This window comes from Streptomyces xinghaiensis S187 (assembly GCF_000220705.2).
Taxonomy (GTDB): Bacteria; Actinomycetota; Actinomycetes; order Streptomycetales; family Streptomycetaceae; genus Streptomyces; species Streptomyces xinghaiensis.
Map to the genome: position 1 here is coordinate 5,768,217 of NZ_CP023202.1, position 18,010 is coordinate 5,786,226.

Genomic DNA, 18,010 nt, shown 5'->3' on the forward strand with positions numbered 1-18,010 from the left:
CGGGCCGCCGGGGGGCGGAGGGGGTGTCGGCGGGGCGGGCAGTGTCGGTGGGGTCTGGCAGGATCGTGGGCGTGGCGAAGACAGCATCGAAGAAGACCGCAGCGACCGCTTCTCCAGGGCAGGGGGACGGCCGGCCCCGACTGATGCTCATGGACGGGCACTCCCTGGCGTACCGCGCGTTCTTCGCGCTGCCCGCGGAGAACTTCACGACGAGCATGGGGCAGCCGACGAACGCGATCTACGGCTTCGCCTCGATGCTGGCGAACACGCTCCGTGACGAGCGGCCGACGCATCTGGCCGTCGCGTTCGACGTGTCCCGCAAGACGTGGCGCTCGGAGGAGTTCGCGGAGTACAAGGCGAACCGTTCCAAGTCGCCGGACGAGTTCAAGGGCCAGGTGGAGCTGATCGGCGAACTGCTCGACACGATGCGGGTCACCCGCTTCGCGGTGGAGGGCTACGAGGCGGACGACGTCATCGCCACGCTCGCCACCCAGGCGGAGGCCGCGGGGTTCGAGGTGCTGATCGTCACCGGTGACCGCGATTCCTTCCAGCTGGTCAGCGAGCACGTCACGGTGCTCTACCCGACGAAGGGCGTCTCGGAGCTGACCCGCTTCACCCCGGAGAAGGTGCGGGAGAAGTACGGCCTGTCCCCGGCCCAGTACCCGGACTTCGCGGCCCTGCGGGGCGACCCGTCGGACAACCTCCCCGGTATCCCGGGCGTCGGGGAGAAGACCGCCGCGAAGTGGATCAACCAGTTCGGGTCGTTCGACGAGCTGGTGGCGCGGGCCGAGGAGGTCAAGGGCAAGGCGGGGCAGAACCTCCGCGAGCATCTCGACGCGGTCAAACTCAACCACCGCCTGACCGGTCTGATAAAGGATGTGGCGCTGCCGACGGGCCCGGACGGGTTGTGCCGGGAGCCGTACGACCGCAAGTCCATGGCGGTGCTGCTGGATTCGCTGGAGATCCGCAACCCGAGTCTGCGGGAGCGGCTGCTGGCCGTGGATCCGGGGGCGCAGGAGGAGGAGCCGGCCCCGGCGGCCGGCGTCGAGGTGGACGGCGAGGTGCTGGGCGCCGGCGAACTCGCCCCCTGGCTGGAGGCGCACGGCGGGCAGCCCCTGGGGCTGGCCTCGGTCGGCAGCTGGTCGCTGGGCAGCGGCAGCTGTACCGAGATCGCTCTGGCCGTCGCCTCCGGGGAGGCCGTCTGGTTCGACCCCACCCAGCTCGACGAGGCCGACGAGCGGGCCTTCGCGGCCTGGACGGCCGATGCCGCCCGGCCGAAGGTGGTGCACAAGGCGAAGGAGACCATGCGGGTCTTCGCCGAGCACGGCTGGACGGTCGCCGGGATCACCATGGACACGGCCCTCGCCGCGTATCTCGTCAAGCCCGGCCGCCGCACCTTCGACCTGGACGCCCTCTCCCTGGAGTACCTGGGCCGCGAGCTGGCCCCGGCCGAGGCCGGCGGCGGGCAGCTGGCCTTCGGCGCCGACGAGGACGCCGAGCGGAACGCCCTCATGGCCGAGGCCCGTACCGTGCTGGACCTCGGCGGGGTCCTGGGGGAGCGGCTCGCGGAGGCCGGCGCCGCCGATCTGCTGCGCGAGGTGGATCTGCCGACCTCGGAGCTGCTGGCCCGGATGGAGCGGGCCGGTATCGCAGCGGACCGCGGCTGGCTGGACCGCATGGAGCAGCAGTTCGCCGCCGCCGTGCAGCAGGCGGTCCGCGAGGCGCACGACGCGGTGGGCCACGAGTTCAACCTCGGCTCCCCGAAGCAGCTCCAGGAGGTGTTCTTCGGCGAACTGGGCCTGCCGAAGACGAAGAAGACGAAGACCGGCTACACCACCGACGCCGACGCCCTGGCCTGGCTGGCTCAGCAGACCGACCACGAACTTCCCGTGATCATGCTGCGCCACCGGGAGCAGGCCCGGCTGCGGTCCACGGTCGAGGGGCTGATCAAGACGATCGCGCCCGACGGGCGCATCCACACCTCCTTCAACCAGACGGTGGCCGCCACGGGCCGGCTCTCCTCCACCGACCCCAATCTGCAGAACATCCCGGTCCGCACGGACGAGGGCCGCGCCATCCGCCGCGGCTTCGTCGTCGGCGAGGGCTACGAGTCCCTGCTGACCGCCGACTACAGCCAGATCGAGCTGCGGGTGATGGCCCACCTCTCGGAGGACGAGGGCCTGATCGAGGCGTTCACCTCCGGCGAGGACCTGCACTCCACCGTCGCCTCCCAGGTCTTCGGCGTCAGCCGGAGCAGCGTCGACCCGGAGATGCGGCGCAAGATCAAGGCCATGTCCTACGGGCTCGCCTACGGTCTCTCCGCGTTCGGGCTGTCCCAGCAGCTCGGCATCGAGGCGGCCGAGGCCCGGCGGCTGATGGACACCTACTTCGAGCGCTTCGGCGGGGTCCGGGACTACCTTCACAGGGTGGTGGAGGAGGCCAGGGCCAGCGGCTACACCTCGACGATCCTCGGCCGCCGCCGCTATCTGCCCGACCTCAACAGCGACAACCGGCAGCGCCGGGAGGCCGCCGAGCGGATGGCGCTCAACGCCCCCATCCAGGGGACCGCCGCCGACATCGTGAAGATCGCGATGCTGCGGGTCGACCGGGCGCTGGCGGAGCAGAAGCTGGAATCCCGGATGCTGCTCCAGGTGCACGACGAAATCGTGCTGGAGGTGGCGCACGGCGAGCGCGGCCCGGTGGAGGAACTGGTCCGCCGCGAGATGGCCGGGGCCGCCGACCTGCGGGCGCCGCTGGACGTGGCCGTCGGCTTCGGCGCGGACTGGGAGTCGGCCGCCCACTGACGGCCGGGACCGGAGCCGCCGTTTCCCGGGCGGTCCCGGCGGGGACCGCGCCGGGCGGCGGCTGTGCCGCCCGGTGCCCGGCCGGGCCCGGAGTCCGCTGTGCCCGGGAGCCCTGGGCGCCCTCACCGGTCGTGCCCCAGGTGGCCTCAGCGCGGGCGTCCGCGGTCCGTCCCCCCGGCCGTCCCGCCCTCGGCCCTGCCGGCCGGCACGGCGGCGGCCTCGCGCGGGCCGTCCCCGGCTCCCGTCCGCGGCGGCTCACCGGCCGGCCGCCACCACCGGCGCGTCCGGACCGTCACCGTGTAGACCACGAGGCCGGCCGCCAGGCCCGCCCCCGCGCCGAACATGGCCGCGGGCGTGTAGTTGACGAGGGTGTAGTCCCAGCCGGTGGCGGCGTTCATGCGCAGACAGCGGTGCACCGCACCCGCCGAGGCGCACAGCGCGAGCAGCACCACGACCACCAGCCGCCCGAGTGCCCCCGGACGCGGCACGGACACCGGCAGCGCCACGTCCGGCGCTCGCCGTACCGCCGACACCAGGAACGCCGCCGTACCGGCCAGCGCCAGAGCCGAACCCCCGTACTGCGCGTAGTAGTAGAGCGGGAAGCCCGCCGTCACCTCGCCGAGCACCGGCAGCAGCCGCACACCCCAGCGGTCGGCGTGCGTGAACGCGTCCCACACCACGTGCGTGGTGGCGCCGAGCGCCGCCGACACCCAGAACCACAGGGCCTGCGGCAGCACCGGCCGGCCGCGCCACGGCCGTCCGCGCACCAGCCCGTACACCCGCCCCCGCCAGGCCGGCGCGACCAGTCCCACCAGCGGATCGCGCAGGACCAGCCAGCAGCCGGCCAGCAGCGCGCCGAGGAGGACGTCCACGGTCAGTACCCCGAGCGGGGAGTGGGTGACCTCGCCGAAGGCCATGGCGCCGGGCAGCACGGAGTCCGCGAAGTACGTCAGGTCCGGTGCGAACGAACCTGCGACCAGGGCCGACGCCACCAGCGGCCCGCGCGCCCGCCCGGTACGCCGGATCACCGGCAGTACGGCCGCCGCATGGCTGAGTGTGAACGGCATGCTCCCCCTTGATCGGTACGGAACGTCCGGAGAGTACAGACGCCGGGCCGCACCCCGGGGTTCGCGCCGCCCGGGGAGAGCCGGGTCACCTCCGCGGGGCGGCGCCCGTCCGGCGCGAGCACGGCACCGCCACGACAGGCCGCGGAACGGACCACGAGGGGGCCGCGCCCGGCACTCGCGGCCATCGGCCGCTCCCGGGCGTGTCCGGCCCGGGGACGCCGGACAGTGCCGCGGAGCCGGGCGGTCCGCCTCTGCGCGGCCCGATGGTGCGAATGTGGTGAAACATGCCCGGGAGACGGTGACCTCGGGCCAGAAGTTGCCGTAGTGTCGCGGCAGTTGCCGGGAAGACCGTCATCAGAGAAGGCTGTCCGACGGCGCACGGCGCGAGTGGTGTCGGAGGGGCGGCGATTCCGCCCGGGGTCCAGGGGAGGGACGCAGCATGGCAGCGCACATCGGCCGACGGCTTCGCAGAGGAGCGGCCTCGACAGCCATCGCGGCAGTGGCGATGGCGGCGCTGACCGCCTCCCAGGCCCCGGGAACCCTGCCGTTCAAGGACCCCGACGTGCCCGCCGGTGCGCCTTCCGACGACCACCCCATCGACGGCGGATCGCCGTACCACACGGAACTGCCGCCGCTGCAGACCCCGGACAAGCCCGGCGCCTCCATAGACCTGCCGGGAGCCGGGGACCCGGACTCCGGCATACCGGCCACCGTCCTCGCCGCGTACAAGAGGGCCGAGGCGTCGCTCGCCGACACCAACCCGGGCTGCAACCTTCCCTGGGAACTGCTCGCCGCGATCGGCAAGGTGGAGTCCGGACAGGCCCGTGGCGGAGCCGTGGACGCCGAGGGCACCACCCTCAAGCCCATCCTCGGCCCGCAGCTCAACGGCAACGGCTTCGCCAACATCTCGGACACCGACGGCGGCACGTACGACAACGACACCGTGCACGACCGGGCCGTCGGCCCGATGCAGTTCATCCCGGGGACCTGGATGCGCTGGGGCGCCGACGGCAACGGCGACGGCGCGAAGGACCCCAACAACATCTACGACGCGGCGCTCGCCGCCGGGCGCTACCTCTGCGCCGGCAACCGCGATCTGTCGGAGCCGGCCGATCTCGAGGCCGCCATCCTCGGCTACAACCGCTCGCGGGAGTATCTGCGCACGGTCCTGTCCTGGCTGGAGTTCTACCGCAAGGGCACGCACGAGGTGCCCGACGGCACCGGTGTCCTGCCCCGCACCCCCGGCGCCGGCGCCTCGGACAGCGGCGGAACCGGCGGCTCCGGCGGCGGGGGCGGTTCGCAGAAGGACGACTCCGGTCGCGGTGACGGCAAGGACAACGGCTCGGAGAACGAGCAGAAGGACCCGGGCAAGGGCTCCGACGGCAAGGACGGCGAAACCGGCACGCCGACCCGGCCCGGCTCGCCCACCGCCACCGCCGGCGGAACCATCAGCCCCGGAGGGAGCCCTTCCTCCTCCGCGAGCTCGTCCCCGTCCGCGTCCCCCTCGGAGTCCGAACCGGAGGACGAGGAGAGCACGCCGCCCGCCGAGTGCCCCACCGAGTCGGCCTCCCCCTCACCGAGCGAAAGCTCGGGCTCCGCCGGCCCGGCGCCCACCCCCAGCGGCAGCGGGTCGCCCTCGGCATCGCCCAGCGGCGAGCCCGGCGACGACCCCTGCGCCGACGAGGACGCCGGAGAGCAGAAGACCCCCGAGCCGGAGCCGAGTTCCTCGACCGGTTCGGTCCTCGGCGCCGCGCTGGCCCGGCTGACGTCCTTCTGAGACCGCGCGGGCGACACCGCCCCCGCGCCGTGCGCCGCTCCCGGAGCCCGGCCGCCCCCTACGGCGGCCGGGCCCGTCCGTAACCTTCGCGGGCCGTCCGCGCGACCCTCCCCGGGCCCCGGGCCTGCCCGGCGCCCCTCCGGCGCGGCCGTGAACCGACCGGGCGAGGCCCCCGCGCGCATGCTGTGATCCGGTGCGGACGGGCAGCCGCCGGGCCCGCCCCGGCTGCTGGACGCGCGGACGCCCGGCGGCGCGGCCGTGCACGGACTCGCCCGCGGCGCGCCGCACCATGACCCGGAACGCGTCCTCCGGTGTGGCCTTCCCCGGAGGCCCGGTGGCGGAGGCGTCCCTGCCACCGCCCGCTCCGGCGAAGAGGCCTCACCGCCGGAACGTCCGCCTCAGCGCCGGGTGTTGGTGCGCCGGGTGGGTTCCGCCGTGGCCGGGTCCTCCGGCCACGGGTGCCTCGGGTAGCGTCCGCGCAGCTCGGCGCGTACGGAGCGGTAGCCCTCGCGCCAGAAGGACGCCAGGTCCGCGGTCACCGCCGCCGGGCGCCCGGCGGGGGAGAGGAGGTGGACCAGCAGCGGCACCCGGCCGCCCGCGATCCGCGGTGTCTCCTGCCAGCCGAACAGCTCTTGGAGCTTCGCGGCCAGCACCGGCTGCGGGCCGCCGTAGTCGATCCGGACGCGGGAACCGCTCGGCACCGCGATCCGCTCCGGCGCCAGCTCGTCGAAGCGGGCGGCCTCGCCCGTGGCCCACGGCAGCAGGTGGGACAGGGCCCGGCCCGCGTCGGTGCGCTCCAGATCGGCCCGCCGCCGTGCCTTCTCCAGTGCGGACCCCAGCCACTCCTCCACACGGCCGGGCGCCAGCAGGGCCGCGTCGGAGACATCGGGCCAGGGGTCCCCCAGCTCCCGGTGGAGGAACGCCATCCGCTCCCGCAGCTGCCCGGCCTCCCGCGACCAGCGCAGCAGCCCCGGCCCCTCCCGCCGCAGACCGTCCAGCAGCGCGGCCCGCACGGCGTCCCGGTCCGGGGAGGACAGGGGGCGCGCGGAAAGTTCGAGCGCCCCCAACCGTTCCACCCGGCGCGCCACGACATCGCCCCGCTCCGCCGACCAGACGACCTCCTCCCCGGCCGCGTACAGCGGCGCGGCAGCCCACCGTGCGGTCTCCTCGCCGATGACCGCGGCCAGCCGTACCCGCGCCGATGCCGCCGCGACCGGCCGGTCGGCGACGGCGACGGCGAGCCACTCGGCGGTCCCCAGCCGCGAGCCCTCGCCCAGCTCCGCTCCGGTGCCCGAGGCCATCAGACAGGTGCCCGTCCCGCGCCGCCGCGCCACCCGTTCCGGGAACGCGAGCGCGGCCACCAGCCCGGCGGCCCCGTCGTCCGAGAGCCCGCCACCGCCGGTTCCGCCGCCAACGCCGCCGGTTCCGCCGCCACCGGAGGTCCGGCCGCCCGCGTTCACGGCGCTCTCCAGGCGCCGCACCTCGCGCCGCCAGCGCGCCGCGTAAGCGCCCTGACCGCCCTGACCGCCCGCCCCGCTCCGGCCGCCGCCGTCCCGGTGGCCGCCGCCTCCGCGCACCGCACGCCACACCGCCGCGAGATCGTCGCCGAGCGCACGCGGCGGTTCCTCCGACAGCAGGGCCACCAACTCGGCGGCCCGGCGCGCACCCACCTCCCGCGCGCCGTCCAGAAGCGCCCGCGCCAGGCGCGGATGCAGGCCCAGCCGGGCCATCCGGAGGCCCCGTTCCGTCGGCCGGCCGTTCTCGTCCACCGCCCCGACCGCGGTCAGCACCTCCCGCGCCGCCGCCATCGCCCCGGCAGGCGGCGGATCCGGCAGGGCGAGCGACGACGCGTCGGGATCGCCCCAGCAGGCGGCGTGCAGCGCGAACGGTGCCAGGTCCGCCACCGCGATCTCCGGCGACGGACTGCGCGGCAGCCGCCCGTCCTCGGCCTCCGCCCAGCAGCGGTAGGCCCGGCCGGGCGCCTCGCGGCCGGCGCGCCCCGCCCGCTGGACCGCGGACGCGGCCGAGACCCGTACGGTCGTCAGCGCCCCCAGCCCGCGCCCGTGGTCCATCCGGGGCTCCCGCGCCAGCCCGGAGTCCACGACCGTGCGCACTCCCGGCACCGTCAGGCTCGACTCGGCGACCGACGTGGTCAGCACCACGCGCCGACGCTCCCCGCTCCCGCGCAGCACCGCCTCCTGGACGGCCGCCGGGGCCTGCCCGTGCAACTGCAGGACCTCGGCTCCGGGCCCGTCCAGCATGCCGGCGACCCGCGCGATCTCCCCGACGCCGGGGAGGAAGCACAGCACGTCGCCGTCCGTGTCCCGCAGCGCGGTCCGCACGGTCGCGGCGACGTGTTCCAGCAGCGCCGGGTCGACGCGGGTGCCGTGCGGCGGGCGCACCGGCCGCGGCGGCGGCGCGTACGCGACCGTCACCGGGTGCGCCCGGCCCTCCGCCCGGACGGCCGGCGCCGGGCCCCCGCCCTCCGGGCCGCCGAGCAGCCGCGACCAGGCGGCGGCGTCCGTCGTCGCGGAGGCGGCGACCAGCCACAGCCCGGGCCTGAGCGCCGCCCGGACGTCCAGCAGGAAGGCGGCGGCGGTGTCGGCGTCCAGATGCCGCTCATGGCATTCGTCGAGCAGGACGGCGTCCACCCCGGGCAGCTCCGGATCGCGCTGGAGCCGCTGGAGCAGCACACCCGTCGTGACCACCTCCACGACGGTCTCCCGGCCCGCCCGGCGCTCACCGCGCACCGTGAAGCCGACCCGGCCGCCCACGTCCTCGCCCAGCAGCCAGGCCATGCGGCGTGCGGCCGCCCGCACCGCCATCCGGCGCGGCTCGGCCACCAGCACCCGCCGCGGTTCCGGGTAGCCGCCGGGTGCGAGCTCGGGCACCAGTCCGGCCAGCGCCAGCGGCACCAGTGTCGTCTTGCCGGTGCCGGGCGGGGCCTCGAGCACGGCGGCGCCGCGCTCCCGGAGCGCTTCCAGCAGCTCGGGGACGGCGGTGCGGACGGGCAGGTCGAACAGGGCGTCGGTCCGGATCACGCCCCCAGTCTCCCGGACCGGGCGGCCGCCCCGCGGCCCCGGGCGGGCCCCGGGGCACACGCCCGGCGACGGCCGGGCCCGGCGCTCCGCGCGAGGCCTCCCGTGCCGTGCGCCGGGGGAGGGAGGAGGGCGAGCCCCCGCCGCCTCAGTCCCGCGTGCAGACGAAGACCGCCGTGCCCGGGATCAGCCGCCCCCGCAGCGGGGACCAGCCGCCCCACTCCTGGGTGTTCCAGTCCGGCCACTCCGGCTCGACCAGGTCCACCAGCCGGAAACCCGCCGCGACCACGTCCCGTACCCGGTCGCCGACCGTGCGGTGGTGCTCCACGTAGACGGCGTTCCCCCGCTCGTCCTCCTCGACGTAGGGCGTGCGGTCGAAGTACGACGCGGCGACCGACAGCCCTTCCGGCCCCGGCTCGTCGGGGAAGGCCCACCGCAGCGGGTGCGTGACGGAGAAGACCCACCGTCCGCCCGGCCGCAGCACCCGGCGCACCTCCCGCATCACCCGCACCGGGTCGGCGACGAACGGGATCGCCCCGTAGGCCGAGCAGGCCAGGTCGAAGGAGCCGTCGGCGAAGGGCAGCGCCCCGGCGTCGGCCTGGACCAGCGCCACCGGGCCGGCGGGACCCGGGCCCGCACCGGAGGCCCCGCCCGCCGCCGGACCCGCGCCGGAGCCGGAGGCGAACCGCAGGGCGTGCCGCAGTTGCCGGTGCGAGAGGTCGAGGGCCACCGGCCGCGCGCCCTGTGCCGCCAGCCACCGGGAGCACTGGGCCGCGCCGGCGCCGATCTCCAGTACCTCCCGGCCCCGGAGCCCGGCGGCCGGTCCCAGCAGGGCGGCCTCGGCCTCGTCCAGGCCCTCCGGGCCCCAGACGAAACGGTCGTCGCCGAGGAAGGCCCCGTGCTCGTCCTGGTAGTCGTCGGCGTTCCGGTCCCACCAGCCGCGGCTCGCCCGGCTGCTCTCCGCCTCACCGGTGGCGCGCCGTGTCGCCGTCGCTTCCGGTCCGTCCTCTTGGTTCATCGCGCCCGTCGTCGTAGTCTTCCGTCCAACCCGCTGCCACGCGGTGCCGGCGGCTCCCGTCGGGGCCGTGCGGGCGCGTGTGGTGCGGTTCTGCCGTGAGCGGATATCTGCCGGGTTTGGGAGTTTCCACCCATCCTGCGCTCTTCGTGCATTGACCCTGTCCGGCTGCCCCCGTATGCTACAAGTTGCGCTGCGGGCCTGCGCGCCTCAGACAGAGCAGGTCGCGCTCGCATCTGTTGCATGTCCCCTCGGTCGTCGGGACGCCGGTTCTTCCCCAGGAAGTAGGGCGTTCCAGGGCTGTCCGGCTTCGGCGGTGCGATACGGGTTCTCGGCGTAGCAGTATCTACGACACCATGTCCGTACCGGAGCCCTTTCCCACATGACGAGCAGCACCGAGGCAACCCGCACCACCCCGCAGGTGGCGGTCAACGACATCGGTTCCGAGGAAGAATTCCTCGCCGCGATCGATGAGACGATCAAGTACTTCAACGACGGCGACATCGTCGACGGCGTGATCGTGAAGGTCGACCGGGACGAGGTCCTGCTCGACATCGGTTACAAGACCGAAGGCGTCATCCCCTCCCGCGAGCTCTCGATCAAGCACGACGTCGACCCGAACGAGGTCGTGGCCGTCGGTGACGAGATCGAGGCCCTGGTTCTCCAGAAGGAGGACAAGGAAGGCCGCCTGATCCTGTCGAAGAAGCGCGCCCAGTACGAGCGCGCCTGGGGGACGATCGAGAAGATCAAGGAAGAGGACGGGATCGTCACCGGTACGGTCATCGAGGTCGTCAAGGGTGGTCTCATCCTCGACATCGGCCTCCGTGGCTTCCTCCCGGCGTCCCTCGTCGAGATGCGCCGCGTCCGCGACCTCCAGCCCTACGTGGGCAAGGAGCTCGAGGCGAAGATCATCGAGCTGGACAAGAACCGCAACAACGTGGTCCTGTCCCGCCGTGCCTGGCTGGAGCAGACGCAGAGCGAGGTCCGCCAGACCTTCCTCACCACCCTGCAGAAGGGCCAGGTGCGCTCCGGCGTCGTCTCCTCGATCGTCAACTTCGGCGCCTTCGTGGACCTCGGCGGCGTCGACGGTCTGGTCCACGTCTCCGAGCTGTCCTGGAAGCACATCGACCACCCCTCCGAGGTCGTCGAGGTCGGCCAGGAGGTCACGGTCGAGGTCCTGGACGTCGACATGGACCGCGAGCGCGTCTCCCTGTCGCTGAAGGCGACCCAGGAAGACCCGTGGCAGCAGTTCGCCCGGACCCACCAGATCGGCCAGGTCGTCCCCGGCAAGGTCACCAAGCTCGTCCCGTTCGGCGCGTTCGTCCGCGTCGACGAGGGCATCGAGGGCCTGGTGCACATCTCCGAGCTGGCCGAGCGCCACGTGGAGATTCCGGAGCAGGTCGTCCAGGTCAACGACGAGATCTTCGTCAAGGTCATCGACATCGACCTCGAGCGCCGCCGCATCAGCCTCTCGCTGAAGCAGGCCAACGAGGCCTTCGGTGCCGACCCGACGGCGGTCGAGTTCGACCCGACCCTGTACGGCATGGCCGCGTCCTACGACGACCAGGGCAACTACATCTACCCCGAGGGCTTCGACCCGGAGGCCAACGACTGGCTGCCGGGTTACGAGAAGCAGCGCGAGGAGTGGGAGCGCCAGTACGCCGAGGCGCAGCAGCGCTTCGAGCAGCACCAGGCGCAGGTCGTCAAGTCCCGCGAGGCCGACGAGCAGGCCGCGGCCGAGGGCGCTGCCGCCCCGGCCCCGGGTGCCGGCGCGGGTACCGGCGGTGGCGGTGCGGCCGGTGGCGGTTCGTACTCCTCCGAGTCCGCGGACAACTCCGGCGCCCTGGCGTCGGACGAGGCGCTGGCGGCGCTCCGCGAGAAGCTGGCCGGCGGACAGAGCTGACGCCCGGTCAACCAGGTCGTCCCGGCCGGCAGGCCGGACAGCCGAACGGCGAGGCCCGTTCCCCTTCGGGGGAGCGGGCCTCGCCGCGTCCGGCCCGGAGGTGTCCGGCGCCCGGCCGGGGCGGGTCCGGGCCCGTCCGGGGGAATGCGGGTACCGCGGCCGGTGTTGACCGCACAGGAACGAGGAGGAACGGACTGTGCAGGATCCCCAGAGTTTGTACACGTGGGACCCGGACGGGCTCCCGGCCGCCGACGCGCTCAACACCCGGGACTCGGCCGGGCTGACGATGCTGTACCACTTCGAGGGGTACATCGACGCGGGCGACACCGGCGACCAGATCGTGGAGCGGCTGCTCGACGGCCTGCCCCGGCAGACCGTGGCCCGGTTCGACGCCGACCGGCTCATCGACTACCGCGCCCGGCGCCCTCTGCTCACCTTCGAGCGCGACCGCTGGACCGCCTACGACACGCCGAAGCTGGCGCTGTACCTGGTGCGGGACGCCACCGCCGCGCCGTTCCTGCTGCTCGCCGGCCCCGAACCGGACGTCGAGTGGGAGCGGTTCGCCGCGGCCGTCCGGCAGATCGTCGAACGTCTCGGCGTCCGGCTCTCGGTGAACTTCCACGGCATACCCATGGGCGTGCCGCACACCCGGCCCGTCGGCATCACCCCGCACGGCAACCGGGTGGACCTGGTGCCGGGCCACGGCGGGCTGTTCGAGGAGGCGCAGGTGCCCGGGAGCGCCGAGGCGCTGGTCGAGTTCCGGCTCGCGCAGGCCGGTCACGACGTGCTGGGCGTCGCCGCCCACGTACCGCACTACCTGGCCCGTTCGCCCTACCCCGACGCGGCGCTCACCGTGCTGGAGGCCGTCACGGCGGCCACCGGACTGGTGCTGCCCGGGGTGGCGCACGCGCTCCGCAGCGAGGCGCACCGCACCCAGGCCGAGATCGAACGCCAGCTCGGGCAGGGGGACGAGGAACTGGTGGCGCTCGTCCAGGGGCTGGAGCACCAGTACGACGCCGCCGCCGGGGGCGAGACCCGCGGCAACCTCGTCGCCGAGGCGACCCCGCTGCCGTCGGCGGAGGAACTGGCCGGGGAGTTCGAACGCTTTCTCGCCGAGCGTGAGGGGAACGACGGCTGACCGCCGCCGGACGCCGCCGTCCGCGCCCCGTACCGCCCGGTAGGCTGACCTCATGCTGAAGGTGGGTCTGACCGGCGGTATCGGCGCGGGCAAGAGCGAGGTGTCCCGGCTCCTCGCCTCGTACGGCGCGGTGGTCGTGGACGCCGACAAGATCGCGCGGGAGGTCGTCGAGCCCGGCACCCCCGGACTGGCCGCGGTCGTCGCCGAGTTCGGCCCGGAGATCCTCACGGAGGACGGCGACCTGGACCGGCCCCGGCTCGGCGGTGTCGTCTTCGCCGACCCGGAGCGCCTCAAGGCGCTCAACGCGATCGTGCACCCGCTCGTCGGCGCCCGTTCCGCCGAACTGGAGTCCGCCGCGGGCGAGGACGCCGTCGTCGTCCACGACGTCCCGCTGCTCGCCGAGAACGGACTCGCCCCGCTCTACGACCTGGTCGTCGTGGTCGACGCCGCCCCGGAGACCCAGCTCGACCGGCTCGTGCGGCGGCGCGGCATGTCGGAGGAGGAGGCGCGCTCCCGGATGGCCGCGCAGGCCGACAGGGAGCAGCGCAAGGCCGTCGCCGATCTGGTCATCGACAACGACGGCCCGATCGAGGCGCTGGAACCCCAGGTCAGGGCGGTGTGGGAAGAACTCCTGCGGCGCGAGCGGGCCACGCGCACCGCCGCCGGCTGAGCGGACCCCACGCGGCCGGGGCGGGCACCGGGGGCCGCGGTGGCCGCCGCGCGGGAATGACGGCCCCGGGGCCGGTGTTGTGGGAGACCGTACGGAGCTCGCCGCGGCCGCCGCGCCGCCGCCCGCTCCGGGAAGGAGAGACCGTGACCGCGCGCACCCCCGAGAACACCGTCATCCAGTACCGTGCCGCCGAGCAGCTGCTGGCCGCCCGCGACCCGCAGGGCGCCGTCAAGCTGCTGGACTCCGTCGTCACGGCCCACCCGGAGAACACCGCGGCCCGGCTGCTGCGCGCCCGTGCCTTCTTCCACGCCGCCCAGCTCCGCCCGGCCGAGCTGGAGTTCCAGGTCGTTCTGGAGCGCGAACCGGACAACGCCTTCGCGCACTTCGCGCTGGCCCGCACCCTGCAGCGCGCCGACCGCCCGGCCGAGGCCACCCGGCACTTCCGGCTCGCCGCGGCCCTCGACCCCCGGCCGGACTACCTCGCCGCCGCGGGCTTCGGCGGCTGACGCCGGCCTCGCCGCTGCGGGTGACGGCCACCGCTCCGGGGACACGGCCGGCCGGGTTTCACCGGCTGTCCTCGCCGCCCGCCCCGTCCGCGTCGGTGCGGTCGTAGACCAGGAGGCCGTCCTCGCGCAGGCGCGCTCCCGGGGTGGGCGGGTGCGCGGTGAGGCGGCCGTCGTGGGAGAGGTGCAGTACCGGCACGCCGCGGGCCAGCACGGCGAAGTCGGCGATCAGACGCCGGTGGCAGCGCCACCACACCGACTCACCGCACATCACCGCCGTGCGGGCGGCAGCCGCCTCGTGCAGCAGTTCGTCCATGGCGGCGAGGAAGTCCGGGTGGCGGGTGTGGCCCGCGTACCCCCGGAAGGACGCGTTCCGCCAGAAGGTGTCAGGGGAGCCGGGCGTGGTCCGGCGGAAGCCGCCGAGCCGGGGCTCCCAGCGGTAGCCGATGCCGACCTCGCCCGGCAGCCACACCGCGAGGGCGTCCCGGGCGACGTCCGGGTTGCGCCGGCTGCCGGGGGCCGTCCGTACGTCCACCACCTCCGTCACCCCGGCGCCGTGCAGCAGCTCGGTCAGCCGGTCGCGGCCGGCCGTGCCGTGACCGAACGTCAGCAGCGGCGCCGGGGCGCTCACAGCGGCCGGTCAGCCGGACTTGGCGACGGTCAGCAGGACGGCGGAGTCCTCGAGGGCCTCCAGACTGTGCCGGGCCTGCGGGATGACGAGCAGATCGCCGTCGCGGCCGTCCCAGTGCTCGTCGCCGCTGTGCAGCCGCACCCGGCCGCGGAGCACCTGGAGGGTGGCCTCGCCCGGGTTCTCGTGCTCCGAGAGGGAGTTGCCGGCGGTCAGGGCGACAATGGTCTGCCGCAGGACGTGTTCGTGACCACCGTAGAGGGTGTCGGCGCTGCGTCCGGCGGAGGAGTTGGCGGCGCGTGCCAGGTGTTCGCGGGCCTGTGCGTCGAGAGAGAGCTTCTGCATGGCCGTCAGTCTCGCATCGGTGACGGACAACGGGGCAGAGCGGGCCCCGGTGTCGGCTACGGTCGGGGGATGTCCGTATCCGCCGGGAAGTTCGACGCGGCGATGGAGGCGTGGCAGCGGTGGCAGGACAGCCCCGGGGGCCGGCTGCGCTACACCCTCGCCGAGGCCAATCTCGCCCGCCACACCGGGAGTCCGCCCCGTGCCGGAGGCCGGCCGCTGCGCGTGCTCGACCTGGCCGGGGCCGACGGCGGTGACGCGATCCGGCTGGCGCTGCGCGGACACCGCGTGACGATCGCCGACTTCACCCCCGCGATGCTCGCCCGCGCCCGGGAACGCGCCGCCGCGGCCGGTGTCGCGGCGCTGGTGGACACGGTCGAGGCGGACGTCCTGCGGCTCCCGGAGGAACGGACGCGTCCGGTGCACGACCTGGTCGTCTGCCACAACCTGCTGCAGTACCGGGAGGACGTCGAAGCCGTGCTGCGCGCGGCCCTCGCCCCGCTGCGGCCCGGTGGGCTGCTCTCCGTGATGGCGTTCAACCGGCACTCCGGGCCCTTCAACCTGGCGGTCCGGGAGCTGGACCCGGCCGCCGCGCTCGCCGCGCTGGACGTACGCCGGGACCGCACCCGGACGTTCGACACCGAGCTGGTCCTGCACACCGCGGAGGAGGTGGTCCCCGTCCTGGAGTCGCTCGGCTGTACGGACGTCCACCACTACGGCATCCGCAGCTTCTGCGACGTCATCGCCGACGACGAACGCAAGCGCGACCCGGCGTTCTACGCGGAACTGGAGCGGCTGGAGCTGGCGGTGACCGGCCGGCCGCCGTATCCCCATCTGGCGCGGATCTTCCAGCTCGTCACCCGGAAGCCTCCGGCCTGAGGAACCCGTTGCCGCCGGGAGAAGCGTGCGCACCTGGCAGGATGGCCGTTCGAGCGACGGACACACCAGGCGGGGGTGGCGGACATGGAAGACCGGTCCTGGAGCGGGGCGGTGGCGGTACGGGCCCGGATCCGGGGGTGCCTGCTGGGCGGTGCCGTCGGGGACGCGCTGGGCAATCCGGTGGAGTTCCTGTCCACGGACCGCATCCGCGCCGCGCACGGGCCGCACGGTCTGCGCGGCCTGGTGGCCGCCGGCCGCGGTGCGCCGGCCGGCACGGTCACCGACGACACCCAGATGACGCTCTTCACGGCCGAGGGCCTGATGCGGGCCCGTGAGCGGGTGGCCGCGGGGGGCGTCGCGGGCGTTGGTACCGAACTGGTGCGCGATGCCTATCTGCGCTGGCTGGACACCCAGCGCCACGACGGGCCGCCGGCCGCGGACGGGCTCACGCACCGTACCGGGAGGCTCCGCGAGGAGCGGTGGCTGTACGCGCGGCGCGCACCCGGCAACGCCTGCCTTACGGGTCTCGAACACGCGTATGCGCCCGACCCGGCCGCTGAGCTGCGCGGCGAGCCCGGCCCCGTCAACCCCGGGTCCAAGGGCTGCGGCACGGTGATGCGCTCCGCCCCCTTCGGCCTGACCGGCGCCGGGCCGCGCGCCTCCTTCGAACTGGCGGCCCGCTGCGCGCAGATCACCCACGGCCATCCGACCGGCTCCTACGCGGCCGGCGCCCTGGCGGCGATCGTCCACCATCTGTTGTACGGCGAGAGCCCGGAGGCCGCCGTGCTGCTGACGCTCCGCCTCCTCACCCGGTACCCGGGCCACGAGGAGACGACGGCCGCCCTCGGCGCCGCGCTCGATCTCGCGGCGGACCGCGGTGCCGCTCCGGGCCCGGAGCGGGTGGAGACACTCGGCGGCGGCTGGATCGCGGAGGAGGCGCTGGCCATCGCCGTGTACTGCGTGCTGGTCCACACCCCGGAGCGGGACGGGACCGGCGGTCCGGCGGCCGTCTCCGGGGAGGCGGTCCGCGAGGCCCTGCTGCTCTCCGTCAACCACTCGGGTGACAGCGACTCCACCGGCGCCGTCTGCGGCAACCTCCTCGGCGCCCACCACGGGGACCTGCGACTGCCGCAGGACTGGCTGGCGCGGGTCGAGGGGCGCGCCACCATCACTCTGCTCGCGGACGACTTCGCGGCGGGGTTCCACGCGGGGGACGAGACGTGAGGGACGGAAGCAGAAGGGAACGGAAGGCGCCGGAGGGCCTGGGGGCGGGGCGGTGCGGTACCCGGCCGTCCGCAGGGTGGCCGGGGTGTGCGGGTGTCCCTCCGAACTCCCTTGACCTCAAGCTTGGTTGATGTTTGAGAGTGGTGGTCGCCGGGACGCGAACGGCGTGTCCCGCACGGCTCCGGCCCCGCGACCACCACGGAGGAACGCCCATGACCACCGCGCACCCGCGCTCCGTCCCGCACCGGCCCGACATCGCCCGCCCCGACGCCGGCGCCCCCTTCTTCAGCACCTGGCGGGTCGGCACCCCGCAGCGGCAGCGGGCCGTCGTGGCGGCTATCGCCGCCACCTGGGCGGAGCGTCCCTGGCCCACCCGCGACCTGCTCGGCTACCACGTCTACACGGGCACCGACGGCGACACCCTGCTGCACCACTCGCAGTGGACGGACAAGGCCGCCTACCACGCCTTCGTCCGGACCCACCGGCAGGAGCGGAACGACGAGATCGACGCCGCTGTCCCCGGAATCGAACGGGTCGGCATCGCGGCGTACGAGCTGTACCGCAGCCGTTCGCTGCGCGATCCGGGCGCCGTGCCCGGCTGTGTCGTCGTCGTGGACGTGGAGTTCGACGGCCCGGACCGCGCCCGGCAACGCGCCTGGGTCGACACGGTGTTCGAAGCCCTGGACGGGGAACCGCGGCCCCGTCCGGGCGGCATCTCCGCGAACTTCTTCCTGAGCACGGATGGCACCCGGGTGCTCAACTACGCGGAGTGGACGAGCGAGGAGGCGCACGCCGACGCCCTCGCCGCGCCGGGTGACGGCGTGGGCTCCGCCACCGAGGGGTGGCGGCGGGTGCAGAGCTTCCCAGGGCTGCTGCACAGTGACGTCAAGCGCTACCGCTGGGCGTGGAGCGGCCTCCGGCCGTGAGACGGGCGCTCCGGGCCGGCCGCGGGAGGCGTCGGGGCGGAAGGGGCGGACGGCGCCGCAGCCGTAGTCGCAGTCGCAGTCGCAGCCGCAGCCGCC

At 74.6% G+C, this 18,010-nt stretch carries 14 protein-coding genes; 9 read left to right on the forward strand and 5 right to left on the reverse strand.

The genetic code is table 11. The features are described from left to right. The first annotated feature begins 71 nt into the window (after positions 1 to 71). Entirely contained in the window at positions 72 to 2,804 is a 2,733-nt protein-coding gene (gene polA, locus SXIN_RS24605; protein WP_039821783.1) for a DNA polymerase I, read from the forward strand. A gap of 146 nt (positions 2,805 to 2,950) precedes the next feature. Here the strand turns inward: polA and SXIN_RS24610 are convergent, their stop codons facing one another. Continuing rightward, the gene (locus tag SXIN_RS24610; RefSeq protein ID WP_095757542.1) at positions 2,951 to 3,871 is read right to left on the reverse strand and encodes a DUF4184 family protein; all 921 of its coding nucleotides are present in this window, start codon (positions 3,869 to 3,871) and stop codon (positions 2,951 to 2,953) included. 439 nt (positions 3,872 to 4,310) lie between these two features. On the opposite strand from SXIN_RS24610, the gene SXIN_RS24615 reads away from it, so the two are divergent. Further along, positions 4,311 to 5,648: a lytic transglycosylase domain-containing protein gene (locus tag SXIN_RS24615; protein WP_050930887.1), complete on the forward strand. Its 1,338-nt coding sequence runs from the start codon at positions 4,311 to 4,313 to the stop codon at positions 5,646 to 5,648. A gap of 398 nt (positions 5,649 to 6,046) precedes the next feature. Here the strand turns inward: SXIN_RS24615 and hrpB are convergent, their stop codons facing one another. After that, positions 6,047 to 8,689, reverse strand: a complete 2,643-nt coding sequence (hrpB, locus tag SXIN_RS24620) for an ATP-dependent helicase HrpB (RefSeq protein ID WP_095757543.1) — start codon at positions 8,687 to 8,689, stop codon at positions 6,047 to 6,049. A gap of 145 nt (positions 8,690 to 8,834) precedes the next feature. After that, positions 8,835 to 9,704, reverse strand: a complete 870-nt coding sequence (locus tag SXIN_RS24625) for a class I SAM-dependent methyltransferase (protein ID WP_095757544.1) — start codon at positions 9,702 to 9,704, stop codon at positions 8,835 to 8,837. A gap of 379 nt (positions 9,705 to 10,083) precedes the next feature. Between SXIN_RS24625 and rpsA the strand changes: the two genes are divergently transcribed. The 4 genes from rpsA (at position 10,084) to SXIN_RS24645 (ending at position 13,918) form a co-directional block, all read left to right on the forward strand. After that, a complete protein-coding gene (rpsA, locus tag SXIN_RS24630) occupies positions 10,084 to 11,604 on the forward strand; it encodes a 30S ribosomal protein S1 (RefSeq protein WP_043463184.1) in 1,521 nt (506 codons plus the stop codon). A gap of 196 nt (positions 11,605 to 11,800) precedes the next feature. Continuing rightward, positions 11,801 to 12,742, forward strand: a complete 942-nt coding sequence (locus tag SXIN_RS24635; protein ID WP_039821798.1) for a PAC2 family protein — start codon at positions 11,801 to 11,803, stop codon at positions 12,740 to 12,742. A 52-nt stretch (positions 12,743 to 12,794) separates the two neighbouring features. Next, the gene (coaE, locus tag SXIN_RS24640) at positions 12,795 to 13,412 is read left to right on the forward strand and encodes a dephospho-CoA kinase (protein ID WP_019709544.1); all 618 of its coding nucleotides are present in this window, start codon (positions 12,795 to 12,797) and stop codon (positions 13,410 to 13,412) included. Between the two features lie 143 nt (positions 13,413 to 13,555). Further along, positions 13,556 to 13,918: a tetratricopeptide repeat protein gene (locus SXIN_RS24645; RefSeq protein ID WP_043463180.1), complete on the forward strand. Its 363-nt coding sequence runs from the start codon at positions 13,556 to 13,558 to the stop codon at positions 13,916 to 13,918. Between the two features lie 58 nt (positions 13,919 to 13,976). Here SXIN_RS24645 and SXIN_RS24650 read toward each other — a convergent pair whose 3' ends face one another. Both SXIN_RS24650 and SXIN_RS24655 read right to left on the reverse strand, forming a co-directional pair. After that, positions 13,977 to 14,546 (reverse strand): DUF488 domain-containing protein, encoded by a 570-nt coding sequence (locus SXIN_RS24650; protein WP_019709545.1) that lies wholly within the window; start codon positions 14,544 to 14,546, stop codon positions 13,977 to 13,979. 9 nt (positions 14,547 to 14,555) lie between these two features. After that, complete coding sequence (locus tag SXIN_RS24655) at positions 14,556 to 14,888, reverse strand: cupin domain-containing protein (RefSeq protein ID WP_019709546.1); 333 nt, start codon at positions 14,886 to 14,888, stop codon at positions 14,556 to 14,558. A gap of 69 nt (positions 14,889 to 14,957) precedes the next feature. Between SXIN_RS24655 and SXIN_RS24660 the strand changes: the two genes are divergently transcribed. From SXIN_RS24660 to SXIN_RS24670, 3 genes are all read left to right on the forward strand, one after another. Beyond that, positions 14,958 to 15,764, forward strand: coding sequence for a methyltransferase domain-containing protein (locus SXIN_RS24660; protein ID WP_019709547.1), 807 nt, complete (start codon positions 14,958 to 14,960; stop codon positions 15,762 to 15,764). Between the two features lie 84 nt (positions 15,765 to 15,848). Beyond that, a complete protein-coding gene (locus SXIN_RS24665; RefSeq protein ID WP_039821801.1) occupies positions 15,849 to 16,988 on the forward strand; it encodes an ADP-ribosylglycohydrolase family protein in 1,140 nt (379 codons plus the stop codon). 212 nt (positions 16,989 to 17,200) lie between these two features. Then, positions 17,201 to 17,914: an antibiotic biosynthesis monooxygenase gene (locus tag SXIN_RS24670; RefSeq protein ID WP_019709549.1), complete on the forward strand. Its 714-nt coding sequence runs from the start codon at positions 17,201 to 17,203 to the stop codon at positions 17,912 to 17,914. Positions 17,915 to 18,010: the final 96 nt, after the last annotated feature.